This window comes from Paenibacillus hemerocallicola, from assembly GCF_006265175.1.
Lineage (GTDB): Bacteria > Bacillota > Bacilli > Paenibacillales > NBRC-103111 > Paenibacillus_AB > Paenibacillus_AB hemerocallicola.
In genome coordinates this window covers 66,369-82,267 of the sequence record NZ_VDCQ01000007.1, presented here as the reverse complement: position 1 = coordinate 82,267, position 15,899 = coordinate 66,369, and the positions used below count along the sequence as shown (strand labels likewise).

Sequence of the window (15,899 nt, the reverse complement as noted above, 5' to 3'; positions counted from 1 at the left end):
AGGAGAGGAAGATGGCCAATGAGCTCCGTGCATCAGCCGGCAATCAGCAAGGAACGCCGTGAACGCGCCTTCCGCGAAGGCGTCGATTTTCACACATTTGTGGAGCGTGCGGAATTGAATCGGGATTTGTTGCACTCCAACTATAACGGCTATACGCTTACGGAGGAGGAAAAAGCGTTTTTTGGTTCCCTGAAACAGCCGATTGATGTTCTTGTGCTCGCGCAGGACTGGTGCGGGGATGCCGTATCCAATCTGCCGCTTTTCGGGAAAATCGCCGACGAGACGGGCAATCTGAGGCTGCATATCGTCAATCGGGACCCGGACAATCTGGATATCGCTGCAGCTTATCCGCATGCGGACGGAAAAAGCCGCATTCCGACTTATATTTTCTTTGCCGATTCCGGCGACCAGTTGGGTGTATTCATCGAACGGCCGGAAGTCATTACATCCTACAATCGCAAATGGTCGGAGCAGTTTTGGGACGAGCATCCGGAGTACGAAGGCCGCGGGATTCCCCCTCAGCAGTTGGATACCCCCGTACGCAAAGCTTACTTTGCCTATCTGAAGCATCAGCGCCCGTCCACGCTGGATGAAGAGAAGGCAGGGATTCTGGACATTCTGCGAGCCTTTCTTCGTTAAGGCGACATGGGAGCGATTTTGGAGGTTCGCGAACTTCAGACCGTATTCGGATCGGGCAAGCGCGAGGTTGTGGCGGTCGACCGGATTTCGCTGGATTTGGCGCAGGGGGAAATTGTCGCTCTGGTCGGGGAATCCGGCTGCGGCAAAAGCGCGGCCAGCCTGTCCATCATGCAGTTGCTCAGCGGCAGTGGCCGGATTCGCCAAGGCGAGGTGCGGCTCGGGGGAACCGATCTGACCAAGCTCCCCGAGCGGGAGCTGCGCAAACGGCGCGGGAACGAGCTAGCAATGGTGTTTCAGGAGCCGCTGCATGCGCTGAATCCGGTGCTCAGCATCGGGGCCCAGTTTACGGAAGGTTTGCGTCGGCACCTGGGGCAGGGACGCAAGGAGGCGGCGCGTTATGCGGAGGAACTGCTGAAACGGGTCAACATCGCCCGCGCCCGTGAGATCATGCGCTCGTATCCGCATATGCTGTCTGGCGGAATGAGGCAGCGGGTCATGATTGCGATGGCTATGGCTTGCGAGCCGCAGGTGCTGATCGCCGACGAGCCGACAACCGCGCTGGATGTGACGATACAGGAACAAATATTGCTGCTGTTGCGCGAGCTGCAGCACAAGGGTACGGCGATTATGCTCATTACCCATGATTTGGGCGTCGTCGCCGATATGGCGGACCGGGTGCTAGTTATGTACGCCGGCCAAATCGTGGAACAGGCCGATGTGTTCGAGTTGTTTCGAGCGCCTCTGCATCCGTATACGCAAGGATTGCTGCGATCCGTCCCCGAGGTGATCCCGGGGCGTGATTCCAGCCAACTCGAGGCGATTCCGGGAGCGGTTCCGGCGTTGAGCCATCTGCCGACCGGCTGCCGGTTCCATCCCCGTTGCCCATTGGCCAGCGAACGGTGCCGTATCGAGGAGCCGGAGCTGCAGCGGGGGACGGACGGTCACGCCGTGCGCTGCCATGCGGTCGATATGGCAGGGTATGCCGCATTGAAGGGGGAGCAACGATGAGCGAGTCGGAAGCCGCGGTCGAACCGCTGCTGAAGCTGGAGCAGATTACCGCCGCATACCCGGTAAAGGGCAAAAGGCTGCTTGGCAAAAAAACGTTGCTGCGGGCGGTCGACCGCGTCAGCCTGAATGTCTATACCGGCGAGACGCTCGGTTTGGTGGGGGAGTCCGGCTGCGGGAAGTCGACGCTGGGCCGGACCATCGTACGTCTGGAGCGTCCGCATACCGGCCGATTGATCTTCGAGGGTCGGGACATTACGACGTTGGGGCAACGCGAAATGAGGCCGTTTCGCACCCGATTGCAAATGATTTTCCAAGATCCTTATACATCGCTTAATCCGCGCCGAACGGTACTGGATACGTTGGCGGAGCCATACGTGGTTCACCGGCTTGCGCCGAGGACGGACATCCCCGGAAAAGTCGCGAAGCTGCTCGATATGGTCGGCCTCCCCAGAGCAAGTATGCAGCGATTGCCGCACGAGTTTTCCGGCGGACAGCGGCAGCGGCTGGGCATCGCGCGGGCAATCGCCTTTGAGCCGAAGCTAATCGTGTGCGATGAGCCGGTATCCGCGCTCGACGTGTCGATTCAGGCTCAGGTGCTGAATTTGATGGCCGATTTGCAGCGGGAACTGAAGCTGACTTACCTGTTCATTTCGCACGGCATCGGCGCGGTCAACTATATCAGCACGCGAGTGGCGGTGATGTACTTGGGCCGGCTGGTGGAGGTCGGCGACCGCAAGGAACTATTCCTTCGTCCCAAACATCCGTATACTCGTATTTTGCTGCGGGCGCATCCGCCCGCCGATCCGCTGCTGCGCGAACGTCCCCGTACGCCGATTGCCGGAGAAGTCCCCAATTTGCTGAATCCGCCGTCGGGGTGCCGGTTTCACACCCGCTGCCCGTTCGCTCAGGAACGATGCCGCGCGGAAGAACCGCAACTGCCGGAAGGGCAGCCGCACGCAGCGGCATGCCATTATCCGCTTGCCTGATTCGAGAGGATGATCGACTTGGTCCGTTATTCGCTCCGCCGGCTTGGCATCGCCCTTGCGGTCCTGTTGGGCGTGACGATTTTGAATTTTGCCATTATGCATCTTGCCCCCGGCAATCCGGTCGATATGCTCGTTGATCCATCCGCTCCCCAGGAAACGGTGGAGTACAAGAAGGAACAGCTTGGCTTAAACGACCCGGCTCCGGTCCAGTACGCCAAATGGCTATCCGGTCTCCTGCAGGGGGAGCTCGGCTATTCGCTGAGCACGAGCGCACCTGTCTCGGAAATGATTGCCGAACGGTTAAAGCCTACTTTGCTGCTGTCGGGCCTGTCGCTTCTGTTGGGCTTGCTGCTCGCCATCCCGGCGGGAATCTGGTGCGCGCTTCGTCCCGGCAGCCGGCTGGATCATGTCTTGACCGGACTCGCTTTTGCCAACACTTCGATTCCCCGTTTTTTTCTGGCGCTCGCCTTGATCTATCTGTTTGCCAACGTGCTGGACTGGCTTCCGAGCGGCGGCATGTATTCCCTTGGCGGCGACCGCGGTTGGACAGACAGTCTGAAGCATCTTATCCTTCCGGTCGTCGTGCTAGGGACGTTGATTGCGGGCAAACTACTGCTGTATATCCGCTCCGCCGTTTTGGATGTGCTCGCCCAGGACTATATGCGCACCGCTCGTTCGAAAGGGCTGCATCCCTGGAGGGTGCTGAACTGGTATTTGCTGCGTAATGCGCTGATCCCGCTTATTACGGTTGTGAGCGCGGAGGTTCCTCATCTGCTCGGAGGCAGCATCATTATCGAACAAATTTTTCAATGGCCGGGCGTCGGTCAACTGACGATACAGGCGCTTATGGCGCGCGACTATCCGACGTTGATGGGGCTAAATCTGGTTGCCGCCGCCATTGTGCTGGCCGCCAATCTGCTTGCCGATCTGGCATATACGGCGGCTGACCCCAGAATTAAATTGGAATAAAGGAGCGATACCATGTTGGGGAATAAGCCGAATGGACTTGGTGGCGAGGCATTCGAAGCCGCCCCGCAAGAGCGGCTCGCGCCGGAAAATCCGGCAACGTCCGAGACCGGCGCGCCTCCGTCTACGGCCGAACAGGTCGACGAGCATGCCGGTTCCGTGCCGCTGTGGCGCAAGCTGCTGCAGCGGCGGCTTGCCGTTGCTGGTCTGGCAACAGTCGCGTTATTGATCGCAATCGCGCTGTTGGCTCCATGGCTCGCTCCGTACAGTCCCGAGGAGATGACGGGGAGCTTCAACGCTGCGCCCGACGGAGAGCATTGGCTCGGGACCGATCAACTGGGAAGAGATGTGCTGAGTCGGATTATTTACGCAGCCCGGGTGTCGTTGGCGGTCGGGTTTGTCACCATGGCGATTTCGGTTGTTCTCGGTACGCTGATCGGTTTGGTGAGCGCCTATTACGGGGGCTGGCTGGATATGCTGATGATGCGTGTGACCGATGTGTTCATTGCGTTTCCTACGCTTCTCGTTGTGCTCGTGGTCATTGCGACGATGGGCTCCGGCTTGACGACCGTCATTTTAGTGTTGGCGTTTTTTTCCTGGCCCGATCTGGCGCGGCTCGTTCGCGGGCAAGTGCTGGTGATCAAGCAGCAGGAATATATGAAGGCCGGTGTTGTGCTTGGCTTGTCCGCGCCTAGATTGTTGTTTGTGCACGCGCTGCCCAATGCGATCGGCCCGATTGTCGTCAACGCGACTTACGGCGTATCCGCCGCCATACTCAGTGAGGCGAGCCTCAGCTTTCTGGGCATGGGCATCGGGCCCCCACATGTCAGTTGGGGAGGCATGCTGTCGGATGCGCAGTCATTGTCCGTACTGACGGAACGGCCCTGGCTCTGGTTGCCGCCCGGTATCGTCATTATGGTGACCGTGCTTGCGATCAACTATATCGGCAGCGGTCTGCGCGACTCGCTGGCCCGCCATAACGGGTAGGAAACGGAAAGGGACCACCCGGGAGCTCGGATGCTGCCCGGACCTGTCCAATGACACCAAATCGAATGGAAAGCTTGTTCCGAAAAAGCTTGAGGAATCAGGCTTTTTTATTGATTCAGAAATTTCATCGTTGTCGTGGAGTAACAAAAGATACACTCCACTTCATCGCTTTAGCGGTGGCAAGTATTATTAGAAAGTAGTCAAGGATAAACACTACTTCGACTTAGATAAGACCAAAAAAAGCCCCGGGAGGGGCACGGATTGTTGAGAAAATCAAAAGAGAACAGAACCGATTAAAAGGAGTGGGGGGAAATTTACGTTTACTTTCTCAACAGTCTATGAGCAATCTCGAGGAGACAATAAGACAGAATGACCGAGTTTTTCTGGATCCGCTGCTGCGAATATATTGCGAGAACAAGCAGGATCGAAAGCAAGCTTTATACGACGGCGGGACCGGAACGGGAAGCAGTGGCGACTCGCGCGTTGACTGGTCTTGCCAGCCCGAGATTTTCGCGTAAAGTCGTTCCTTCGTAACGTTCGCGGAACAGGCCTCTGTTTTGCAGCTCCGGAACCACTTTCTCGACGAACGCTTGCAGGCCGCTCGGATACAGTTGCGGCATCAGATTGAACCCGTCCGCTCCGTGGCTGGCGATCCACCGTTCGATCAGGTCGGCCAATTGCAGGGGCGTCCCCGTAAATGTCACATGCCCGCGTGCCCCGGCCAGCCTTCGGGTAATTTGACGTATCGTCAAGCTTTCCCTTTGAGCCAAGTCGACGACGAGCTGGTAACGCCCTTTACGGCCATTGACCGCATCGATGCCGGGTAACTTGTCATACGGGATCGGGCCATCCGGATCGTAATCGGTCAGATCGACGCCCAGTCTTCCGGACAGGCTACTGATCGCCCGCTTCTCGTTGATCAGCCCATTCAGCTCCTCTTCGATGTCTCTCGCTTCGGCTTCGGTATCCGCAAGGATCGGGCTGAGGCCGGGCAATATGAGCAGATGCTCGCTGTTTCTCCCGTACTTGGGCAGTCTGGACTTTACATCGGCATAGAAGCTTTGCGATTCTTGAATCGTCTGATGAGCCGTAAAGACAACCTCGGCGGTTTTGGCCGCCAGCTCCCGACCGCTTTCCGACGATCCGGCCTGCACCAGTACCGGGTAGCCCTGCGGCGGCCTCGGGATGTTTAGAGGCCCTTGAATCGAATAGGTGCTGCCTTTGAAATGAATCTCAACGACTTTCTCGGGGATGATGCTGACACCCGAGCTTTTGTCGTAAATGGCCGCGTCGTCTTCCCAACTGTCCCATAATTGTTTCGCCGCTTCGACGAATTCCTCGGCGATTTCGTAGCGAAGCCGATGCTCGGGATGCTTGACGTAGCCGAAATTGCCGGCCGTTTCTTCCGTTCCGGTCGTCACGATATTCCATCCGGCCCGTCCCGCGCTGATATAATCGAGCGAAGCGAATTTGCGGGCGATATGGAACGGATCGTTGTAGGTTGTACCGACGGTGGCGATCAAGCCGATATGTTCCGTCACCATGGCCAGAGCCGACAGCAATGTAAACGGCTCCAGCTTGTTGGCGGTGCGTCCGTAATAGCCGTCGGCCAGAAACAGCGAGTCGAACAGCCCTTTCTCTGCCAATTGGGCGAGCTTCTTGTAATAGCGGACGTCAAGACCGAGCCGAGGCTCGGAATCCGGATGTCTCCACGACGCTTCGTGGTGGCCGGTGGCCGAAATAAACGCATTAATATGGACCTGGCGCTGTTGCTTGGACATTGTTTGTTCACCGTTCCTTTTTCGGATTTTACATTAATTGAGGTTTTTAAGCGTTTCCACAGCTTTATCGACTTTTTCCGATGCTTTGCGGAGCGCGGAACGGACATCGGCGCCGTTCAGAGCGATATCGTCCGACGCTTCCGTCAAAATGGAGGTCACCTTGTCCTCGTATTCGTGAATGCGATGGTTTTTCAACTGCTGGCCGACGAAAGTGTCTTCAATCCGTTTTCCTTTCAGGACCGGTATTTCCGCACCGAATTGCTTCTCCAGATCCGGGTTGAGGACGGCCGGAACTCTGGCGTTGCGGGACAGAAGCAGTTGCACCTCGTCGGTCAATATTTCCTTGATGCCGAGAAACGCTTCTTCCTTGTGCTTGCTCGTCTTCGTAATGACAAAGGAATGTACCTGAGCCTCGCGCGCTTTCGGAAGCTGGTCCGCGAAATTCGGGCTTGGCGCGATATCCCAGTTGAATTCGACGCCTCCCTGCCGCAGCTCCTCCAGCGGACCGACCATGTTGGCCAGATTCGCGACGCGCAGCGCGACCCTTTGGTCCTTCATGAAGGCATCCCGGCCGTGGTTGTATACCCGGTTGGCGCCGATAAAGCCGGGAGTTTCGTACACCTTTTGCAGAAATTCGTATATTTTCGTCCATTCGGGACGTTCCAGCAGCAAAGATTTTCCCGTATCCGGTTCCAGCAGCGGGAGCTGCAGCAGTCGCATCAGATCGGAAGCGCCATTCGGCTCGAAGCCAATATAGTTCGTGCCGCCGACCGTCCGGGTCAGCTTGCGGCCCAGCTCCAGCAGCTGCTCGTAGGAAAGCTGCTTGCCTGCAGGAGGGTATTCGATGCCGAATTTATCGAAGATATCCTTGTTGTAGTATAGGACGGCCTGATTCGAATTGAACGGAATGGCGACAATTTCCCCATTTTTGCTGAATTCTTTAATATGATCGTACAAAATCGGCTTCAGCCGGCTTTCGTCAAAGCCGTATTTTTGAATATACGGCCGCAAATCCTCGGCGGCATTCAGCCGGATGAGCGGATGTGGGTTAATGATCAGCGACAAATCGGGCGTCGTTGTTGTAAAGACGTCCTCGATCGTAACTCCCGCCTTGGGCTGGATGCGCTCGAGCGTAATGTGCGGATACTTTTTGTTGATCGGCCCGGCTATGAGCAGGTTGAATTCCGTATCGGTCAGCGTAGGGCCATTCACGTAAAAATAAAGCTTGACCGGCTCGCGGGGAACGGACGGATTCCCGGCGGCATTCGGCGAAGCGGATGCGCCAGCGGCAGACGGGATTTCCCCGGATTTTGCCGAGCAGGCCGACAGCAGCAGGGTTAAGCACACAAGAAGAAGCAGGACGGGTAATAGGCGGAGCTTCACGGACATTCCTCCCTGAACAATTAAAAGTTTTGAAGTCGACTGCGGATTTGCTTCACAGCCACGCGGCTGGAAGGAAAAAAAGAAGATATGACCGAATGCGAGTTCGGTCATATCTTTTCCGGCTGTCCGGTCAAAACTGTTGCTGCCCGGGTTAAATAATAGTAATCCAATGAGATAACTTGGATAAAACGTTATGGTTAATGCTATCACGATATTGAGCTGTTGTCAACGGGACAAGACGAAGAATGGGACAAGACGAAGAAGCAAGAGCATGCAAGAGGAGCAAGCAAGGACTTCAAATGGGTTCCAAGCCGAGATTCTCACGCAGCGTCTGTCCGGTATAGGTTTCGGGGAACAGGCCTCTTCGCTGGAGCTCGGGGACGACAAGGTCCAGAAACAGGTCCGTGTCCCCGAAGGTCAGCTGTGGCATGACATTGAAGCCATCGGCGGCGCTATTTCGGAACCAGTATTCCATGACATCTGCGACCTGTTCGGGTGTACCCGCTATATTGAGTTCTCCGGTTCCGACCCAGTATTTCTCCAGAACCTCACGGATGGTTACCGGCTGGCGATCCACAACCGCTTTGATCATTCTGTGAAAGGTTTGATAGGCATTGGCTTCGCCCGGTTCGGGCAGCTGGGGGAACGGGGCGTCCAGCGGGAAGGCGGAGAAATCGATGCCGAGCATATTGGACATCGACATGAGCGAGCGCTCAACGGATGTGAGCTCGCGCAATTGGTCCGCCTTCTTCTTCGCCTCTTCTTCCGTAGCTCCGACGATGACATGCAGTCCGGGAAGTACTTTGAGGCTGTCCGGCGACCGGCCTGCCTGTACCGTTCTGGACTTGATATCGTCGTAGAATTGCCTGCCCTCCTCGAACGTCCTCTGAATCGTAAAGATCAATTCCGCATATTGCGCGGCCAAAGCTTTGCCTTCCTCCGAGGAGCCGGCCTGAACTAGCAGTGGCCGTCCCTGCGGAGAGCGCATAATATTCAGAGCGCCGCGTACGGAGAAGTATTTTCCTTCGTGGCGAATGTCGTGAACTTTATCCGCATCGGCGTAGACGCCGGAAGCACGGTCCTGTACGAGCGAGTCCTTCTCCCAACTGTTCCACAATTTCAGCACGACCTCGGCGAATTCGCGGGCTTTCTCGTACCGTTCGGTATGAGAAGGCAGATGCTCCAGTCCGAAGTTGGCGGCCGTGCGATCTACCCCGGTCGTTACCATATTCCATCCAGCGCGTCCTCCGCTGATATGATCGAGAGAAGCGAAGCTCCGGGCCAGGTTGTATGGCTCGGTGAAGCTGGTGGAGACGGTGGCGATCAAGCCGATCCTCTCGGTTACGGCGGCAATGGAGGAAAGCAGAGTCAGAGGCTCGAAGCCGAAGATCGGTCCGTGCTGGACAGCCTTGACTTCGATCGACAAACCGTCCGCAATAAACAGAGAGTCCAGTCGGGCTGCTTCTGCCTTGCGGGCCAGACGCAGGAAATGCTTCAGATCATGAATGCAGTCCAATTCGGTATCCGGATGGCGCCAGGCTCCTCGGTGAGAGCCCGCGTTGCTTAAAACTAGATTCAATATCATTCTTCGGTTCGCTTCGCTCATCGTCATCACCTTTACATACGATCTTGTCTTCGCGACAGACCGGGCAACCGGTCCCTGCCGCATTTTGTATATTGTAATGACTAATCGGAATTTTGTAAACTGTTCATATTGGATTAGTGGGAATTGAAAAACGTGATTGACAGCAATTCGAACCAGGTGTAAGATCGTAAAAACAAAGTAAAACAATTGGATTACAAGGTAATGGATTGTCGGATAAACCGGACTACCGGACACGGACTTTTCTGACATTGGACCTGTTGATACAGGTGCAGTGACTTGAAGTTGGTGTCTTTTTATTTGGGAATTCATACGTCGGTGAAACGGCCATCGGAACGGGAGCGACAATTCAGAGACAGGACAGGAGGATATTCCCTATGTTCACCAGCGGCTTTAAAGTGTTTGATATTCATGGTCATTTGCCATATGCGCAGCCGTTCTTGTCGACAAACGAGATTCATGTGAAGAAGAACAGGGAACGCGCGGAAACCATGAGATTGACCTGGGATTTTCCCAAGGAAGGCTCCGACCCCGAGGGCGAGGGCAAGCCGCTCATGGAACGCTGGATCGAGACGCTGGATCGCCACAATATCGGAGGAATTAACTTTTTGACTGCCGCGAACAATGACGATCTGGCATCAAAAATTTCGGCTAATCCGGACCGATTTACCGGCTTCGCCCATCATTCCATAGAAGCTCCGAATGCGAGAGAGGAACTGGAGCGCGCGGTGGATGTGCTTGGTCTGAGAGGATATAAGCTGTTCGGCCCAATGGTGCAAATCCCGTTTCACGATCGCTCGCTCAAGCCGGTCTGGGAGTTTTTGGCCGAAAGACAGCTGCCGGTATTAATCCATTTCGGCTTGTTGGGGCACACGGGCGGTATTGTGCAGCATTTGAACATAAACCCGCTGTCGATCTTCAATGTGGCATCCGAATACCCAACCATTCCATTCCTCATTCCTCACTTCGGCGCGGGATATTTCCAGGAGCTGCTGCATCTGTGCTGGGGGTGCCCGAATATTTATGTGGATACGTCAGGCTCCAACCAATGGGTCCGGTGGACCCTTTACGAATTGACGCTGGAGCAGTTGTTCCGCAAAACCTACGAGTTGATCGGACCGGAACGGATAGTGTTCGGGACGGATTCGAACGGCTTCCCGCGCGGTTTTATCAATCGTTATTTGCAAGACCAAGTTCGGATCGCCAGGGAACTGCGTTTCAGAGAGGAAGAGATCGAGGGCATATTCGGAAATAACGCTCGCAAGCTGTTGAAATTGCAGTAGGGAACGGACTCGCTGCAAAGCATCGGAAGGGCTTCTTCGGCCAATTCACTATCAGTAAGGGGTTAATGTATGCAAAGCTCGACGGGGGAAATACGGTTGCGCGCAAAAAAGACCGGTAAATCTTATGTGCGGTCCAAGTTATGGAGAAGCATAAAAGCGAACTGGGATTTATATGCAATGATTTTGCCGGTTATCGTCTACTTTATCGTATTCGAATATACGCCCATGTATGGCGTGCTGATCGCTTTTAAAGATTTTGTGGCCAACAAGGGAATATGGGGAAGTCCCTGGGTCGGCTTCCAGCATTTCGAACGCTTTTTGAAAGGCTATTATTTCGGGAGGCTGCTTAAAAATACGCTTGGCATAAGCTTCTATCAGCTCGTGGTCGGCTTTCCGGTCCCGATCATTCTGGCACTTTGCATCAACGAGGTAAAAAACAAGTATTTCAAAAGCTTTGTGCAAACCGTGACATACGCCCCACACTTCTTGTCCACGGTCGTCCTCGTCGGGATGATTATGATCTTCCTGTCGCCCCAAAACGGGGTGGTCAATATTTTACTGCAATATGTGGGAGTCGGTCCGATTTCGTTCATGACCGAATCTGCCTGGTTTAAAACGATATACGTCTTCTCGGGCGTATGGCAGAACATGGGATGGAGTTCCATTATTTATTTGGCTGCCCTGGCCGGAATCGATCCTCAGCTCCATGAAGCCGCCCGAATAGACGGAGCGACCCGTCTGCAGCGCATCCGGCATGTCAATTTGCCGGGAATTATGCCGACCATTGTCGTCCTGCTGATGCTGCAAATCGGCACGATTATGGGCATCGGGTTCGAGAAGGCCTTTCTGATGCAAAATCCATTGAATATGGAAGCGTCTGATATCATTTCTACTTATGTATACAGGACCGGCATTGTGGAAGGGCAATTCAGCTTTTCAACCGCCGTCGGGTTGTTCAATTCCTTCATTAACTTGTTTCTGCTGGTTGTTGCCAATTCGGCTGTAAGAAGACTGAATCATACGGGTTTATGGTAAGAAAGGGAGGATATACTTTGTACGGCATCTGGCGAGAAGACAAGCTTTTCAACCTGTCCATTACGATCGTACTCAGTTTTGTTGCATTGATCGTGTTATACCCTTTGTTTTTTATCATCATCGCTTCCATAAGCAACCCGCAGTCCGTAGTGACGGGAGAGGTATTGCTGATGCCCAAGGGCGTCCATTTTGCAGGCTATGAAAAGATATTGAAAAATACGGAACTGCAGCGGGGCTTTATCAATACGGTCTTCTATACCGTAACCGGTACCGCGATCAACTTGGTGTTAACCATATGCGCGGCTTATCCGTTGTCGCGAAAAGATTTCAAGGGTCGGCAGACCATAACCGCATTCCTGTTGTTCACCATGTTTTTTAGCGGAGGCATGATTCCGACTTATTTGCTGATCCGGGATCTCGGCATGATTAATACGATCTGGGCGATGCTTCTCCCTAACGCCGTTTCGGTTGTCAATGTGATCATTATGAGAACTTATTTTCAAACAACCATACCCGCCGAGGTGCAGGAAGCCGCTTCCATTGACGGGTGCAGCAATCTCAAGCTGCTGTGGAGAGTCGTACTGCCTCTGTCCATGCCCATTGTTGCCGTCATGATTCTTTTTTACAGCGTAGCGCATTGGAATGCTTATTTTAATGCGATGCTTTATTTGAATAACCGCACGATGTATCCTTTGCAGCTTTTATTGAGGGAAATACTGGTTCAAAACGATTTGCAGGATATGGTGTCGCTTGGGGACGATTCCTTGATGAAGCAACTTCTGAACGCGGAATCGGTCAAATACGCCGCAGTCATCGCTGCCAATTTGCCTGTGCTCCTTTTATACCCCTTTTTGCAAAAATATTTCGTTAAAGGGATTTTTATAGGCGCTATAAAGGGATAACTACAACATCTGGAGGTAAGTCACTTATGAAAAAAAGGAAAATGTTCACCGGTATGCTGTCCTTGACTTTGGCGACCGGTCTTGTCGGCTGCAATGCGACTCCGAACAATAAGAGCGGACAGAACGAGCAACCGAAAACGACGGATACTCCCGTTCAGAATCTGAATGCGACCGGTTTTCCGATTACGAAGGAACCGATTTCGTTGAAAATTTTTGCCGGAAAATCGGCTGCAACCGCGCCCAACTGGAATGAAGTCATGCTATGGAAAGAATACGCGAAGATGACCGACATCCAGGTAAGCTTTGAAATGGTTCCGTTCGAGATTGTCGCGGAGAAACGTAATCTCGTCCTCACCAGCAACCAATTGCCGGATGCCTTTCATACGGCACAGTTTCCTTCCACGGATCTATTGAAATACGGAGGTCAGGGCGTATTTATTAAGCTTAACGATTTAATTGACAAGCATGCGCCGAATTTCAAAAAACTATTGGAGAAATATCCTGAAATCAAAAGAGCGGTTACCATGACGGATGGCAATATTTACTCGTTCCCGACTTCGGTCGATCCTGATTTCACGACGGCCATCACCAACAACAAAATGTGGCTGAATAAAGAGTGGCTGGACAAATTGAAGCTGCCCGAGCCCAAAACGACGGACGAGTTTTACCAATATTTGAAGGCCGTCAAGACGACCGATCTGAACGGCAATGGCAAACTGGATGAAGTTCCTTTCGGCAGCGCCGGAATCACTCCTATTGTGCAGTATTTGAGAGGATCGTGGGGACTTGGCAACAGGGGAGCCGCTCATAACCTCGTGGATGTGGATACAAAAACGAATAACATCCGGTTTATCCCGACGGACCCCCGGTATAAAGAATTGCTGCAATTTATCCATAAGCTTTATCAGGAAGGCTTGATCGATAAGGACATCTTCACGATCAAGAGCACCGAATTTGTTTCGAAAGGCTCGCAAGGACTTTATGGAGCCATAATCACCACCAATCCGCAAACCGTGATGAATCAAAACTCGTATATCGGAGGCCTGGCGTATACGGGGCCTCACGGGGATCATTTATTCTCGTTGACCAGACCGCGAGTGTCTTATCCCGGTTCGTTCGTAATAACCAACCAAAACAAGCATCCGGAAGCGACGGTCCGCTGGATCGACCACTTCTATGGCGAAGAAGGCATCAAGATGTTCCTGATGGGTTTCAAGGACGTCACCTATAAAGAACTGCCGGACGGTTCCGTGGATTATGTCGATGAGATCAAAAACAATCCGAAGGGACTAACGTTGGAACAGGCGTTGATTCAATATTTGACATGGCCTGGAGGTCGGTATCCTTCGCTTGTCATGCAAAAGTTTTTTAAAGGCGCAGAGAGCCTGCCGTCGGCAACCGCAGCTACCGATAAAGTGAAAGCGGACATTTTGAAGGAAGTTTGGCCTGTCTTTAACTATACGCCTGAGGAAAATACAAGAATACAAGTGCTGGATAAAGATCTGAACACCTACGTGACCGAAATGGAAGCCAAATTTATTTTTGGGGATCTTCCTTTCTCGGAGTGGGACAAATTTATCGACAACTTCAAAAAGTTAGGCTTGGACGAATATATGAAATTGTACAACTCGGCTTATCAACGCAATTTGAAAAGCTGAATCCATTTCCGAAATTCCAGACGAAAAAGGAGCAACGCAAAGATGGTTGAATCGCAAAACGCTTACCCGAACTACGAACTGCTTGCCGACATCGAATGGTTGGAGGAGCGCCTCCAGCAACCGGATTTGCTGCTGCTCGATGTTCGCAATGAAGGCTATGAACAGGAGCATATCCCCGGAGCGCGTCATCTGCAGTCCGATTTGCTGAAACATCCCGGTGCGATCGAGATCGTACCGCTTGAGACGGCCCGTGTTGCGTTGGAACGTGTCGGGCTGCGTGGAGACAGCACGGTTGTCCTCTATGACGACGGTAAAAGTGCACTTGCCGCCCGCGTATTCTACGATCTGGAATATTATGGACTGCGTGACCGAGTTAAGCTGTTGGATGGCGGCTTCACCGCTTGGAAGGCGGCGGGAAAACAGGTAACCGAAGAAGTGCCGCCCGCGAAACGCGGCGACTGGAGTGAAGCAGTCGCGCATCCCGCACGAATTACGACGAAGCAGAACATTCAGGAGGGACTGACGAACAGTCTGCTTCTGGATGTACGGTCCGCCGAGGAGTATTCGGGCGCGAACAAGTGGAACAATCGCAAAGGTGGCCATATTCCGGGAGCGGCTTGGCTAGAATGGAAATCGGCGCTTGCCTTGAACGAGCCGGACGGCGTGCCCCGCTTCAAACCGGCTGCCGTGCTGGAGAAACAGCTGGCCCAGGTCGGCGTCCGTAGAGAGCTGACAATTGTACCGTATTGCCAGCTCAACTCTCGGGGAGCCCATACTTATTTCGTACTCCGATTGCTCGATTTTCCAGATGTAAGGCCGTACGAGGGAGCCTGGGAGGAGTGGGGCAATGACGAGGATACTGAAGTGTCGGTTTAGCTTCGGTTCGCAGCTTCGCAACTTGCCGTCCCGTTGATCGGACTCCCTGCATCCCAATTGGCCGTACTCCCTCCCACAACGCATCTCACGGTACTGGAGAAGACCGAATTGTTGCTCTCGATCGTCGTCCCGTTCCTAGATACGCAAAAGGATGCTTCCAGTCCACTTATTAAGTGATCAGGAGGCAGGTTACCGGGGCGCGGGCGAATTAGAGGTGGGACTTAATCACTGGGCTGAGCGAGCTGTTACGCTCAGCTGTTGGAAGCTAACGATGGGGAAGGGTGGGGGGGCCGGCCGGGTGTCTATAGAGTTTAAGCGCTCTACAGCGCCGATCCCTTATCTTATGCCACTGAAGATAAGGGATCGAGGATCACAATGTATAAAAACCGCAATGGGACAAGCACAAGCGTTTATGTTCAAACGATAACAAACTCTGTACAACATACCACGTACGGTATAGTCGGTAGCGGCGGGGTAGGTATTGATCAAAGTGTTAGGGAATTCGTGCAATAATTCAGCCTATTGCCACTGTACAGGCTTTCACGAAATATCGATACGGTTGCTTATTCGTACACAGCTGCCAAGGCCGAATTAACTACTGCCGCGGATCGTTGAATGTCCCTGCTGGCGTATAAAAATAAAGAAGCCCCTTTCTGGGGCTTCTTTATTTTTATACGGTTATTGTTAAACGAATCATCGAAACCATTCTGCTTTTGTCGGGGGACAAGAACTTCAGCGAAATCTATGCTTGTGGGCAAGTGCTTTTCACATACGGGTAACTATAACAACAGA

General features: G+C 53.4%; 13 protein-coding genes. 10 read left to right on the top strand and 3 right to left on the bottom strand.

Going from position 1 to position 15,899, the window contains the following annotated elements:
* The first annotated feature begins 18 nt into the window (after positions 1-18).
* From FE784_RS07160 to FE784_RS07140, 5 genes are read left to right on the top strand one after another with little or no spacing between them, the layout of a single operon-like run.
* On the top strand, positions 19-639 hold the full coding sequence (locus FE784_RS07160) for a thioredoxin family protein (RefSeq protein ID WP_139601458.1): 621 nt from the start codon (positions 19-21) through the stop codon (positions 637-639).
* Between the two features lie 6 nt (positions 640-645).
* On the top strand, positions 646-1,647 hold the full coding sequence (locus tag FE784_RS07155; RefSeq protein ID WP_139601457.1) for an ABC transporter ATP-binding protein: 1,002 nt from the start codon (positions 646-648) through the stop codon (positions 1,645-1,647).
* A complete protein-coding gene (locus FE784_RS07150; RefSeq protein ID WP_139601456.1) occupies positions 1,644-2,633 on the top strand; it encodes an ABC transporter ATP-binding protein in 990 nt (329 codons plus the stop codon). Before FE784_RS07155 ends, FE784_RS07150 begins: the two co-directional genes overlap by 4 nt.
* 18 nt (positions 2,634-2,651) lie before the next feature.
* Complete coding sequence (locus tag FE784_RS07145) at positions 2,652-3,602, top strand: ABC transporter permease (RefSeq protein WP_176706013.1); 951 nt, start codon at positions 2,652-2,654, stop codon at positions 3,600-3,602.
* Between the two features lie 12 nt (positions 3,603-3,614).
* Positions 3,615-4,586: an ABC transporter permease gene (locus tag FE784_RS07140; protein WP_139601455.1), complete on the top strand. Its 972-nt coding sequence runs from the start codon at positions 3,615-3,617 to the stop codon at positions 4,584-4,586.
* Positions 4,587-5,023: 437 nt separating this feature from the next.
* On the opposite strand, the gene FE784_RS07135 is transcribed toward FE784_RS07140, so the two are convergent.
* The 3 genes from FE784_RS07135 to FE784_RS07125 form a co-directional block, all read right to left on the bottom strand.
* Positions 5,024-6,367: an LLM class flavin-dependent oxidoreductase gene (locus FE784_RS07135; RefSeq protein WP_139601454.1), complete on the bottom strand. Its 1,344-nt coding sequence runs from the start codon at positions 6,365-6,367 to the stop codon at positions 5,024-5,026.
* A gap of 33 nt (positions 6,368-6,400) precedes the next feature.
* Positions 6,401-7,750: an ABC transporter substrate-binding protein gene (locus FE784_RS07130; RefSeq protein WP_246131935.1), complete on the bottom strand. Its 1,350-nt coding sequence runs from the start codon at positions 7,748-7,750 to the stop codon at positions 6,401-6,403.
* A 295-nt stretch (positions 7,751-8,045) separates the two neighbouring features.
* Entirely contained in the window at positions 8,046-9,356 is a 1,311-nt protein-coding gene (locus FE784_RS07125) for an LLM class flavin-dependent oxidoreductase (protein ID WP_139601452.1), read from the bottom strand.
* Positions 9,357-9,730: 374 nt separating this feature from the next.
* Between FE784_RS07125 and FE784_RS07120 the strand changes: the two genes are divergently transcribed.
* The 5 genes from FE784_RS07120 to FE784_RS07100 all read left to right on the top strand — a co-directional run bounded on the left by FE784_RS07120 (position 9,731) and on the right by FE784_RS07100 (position 15,107).
* Positions 9,731-10,636: an amidohydrolase family protein gene (locus FE784_RS07120; protein WP_139601451.1), complete on the top strand. Its 906-nt coding sequence runs from the start codon at positions 9,731-9,733 to the stop codon at positions 10,634-10,636.
* A 69-nt stretch (positions 10,637-10,705) separates the two neighbouring features.
* Positions 10,706-11,671 carry an ABC transporter permease gene (locus FE784_RS07115; RefSeq protein ID WP_139601450.1) on the top strand — a complete coding sequence of 322 codons (966 nt, stop codon included), beginning with the start codon at positions 10,706-10,708 and terminating at the stop codon, positions 11,669-11,671.
* A gap of 17 nt (positions 11,672-11,688) precedes the next feature.
* Positions 11,689-12,573 carry a carbohydrate ABC transporter permease gene (locus FE784_RS07110; RefSeq protein WP_246131934.1) on the top strand — a complete coding sequence of 295 codons (885 nt, stop codon included), beginning with the start codon at positions 11,689-11,691 and terminating at the stop codon, positions 12,571-12,573.
* A gap of 26 nt (positions 12,574-12,599) precedes the next feature.
* Positions 12,600-14,231, top strand: a complete 1,632-nt coding sequence (locus FE784_RS07105; RefSeq protein ID WP_139601448.1) for an extracellular solute-binding protein — start codon at positions 12,600-12,602, stop codon at positions 14,229-14,231.
* Between the two features lie 42 nt (positions 14,232-14,273).
* On the top strand, positions 14,274-15,107 hold the full coding sequence (locus tag FE784_RS07100; RefSeq protein WP_139601447.1) for a sulfurtransferase: 834 nt from the start codon (positions 14,274-14,276) through the stop codon (positions 15,105-15,107).
* The last annotated feature ends 792 nt before the right edge of the window (positions 15,108-15,899 follow it).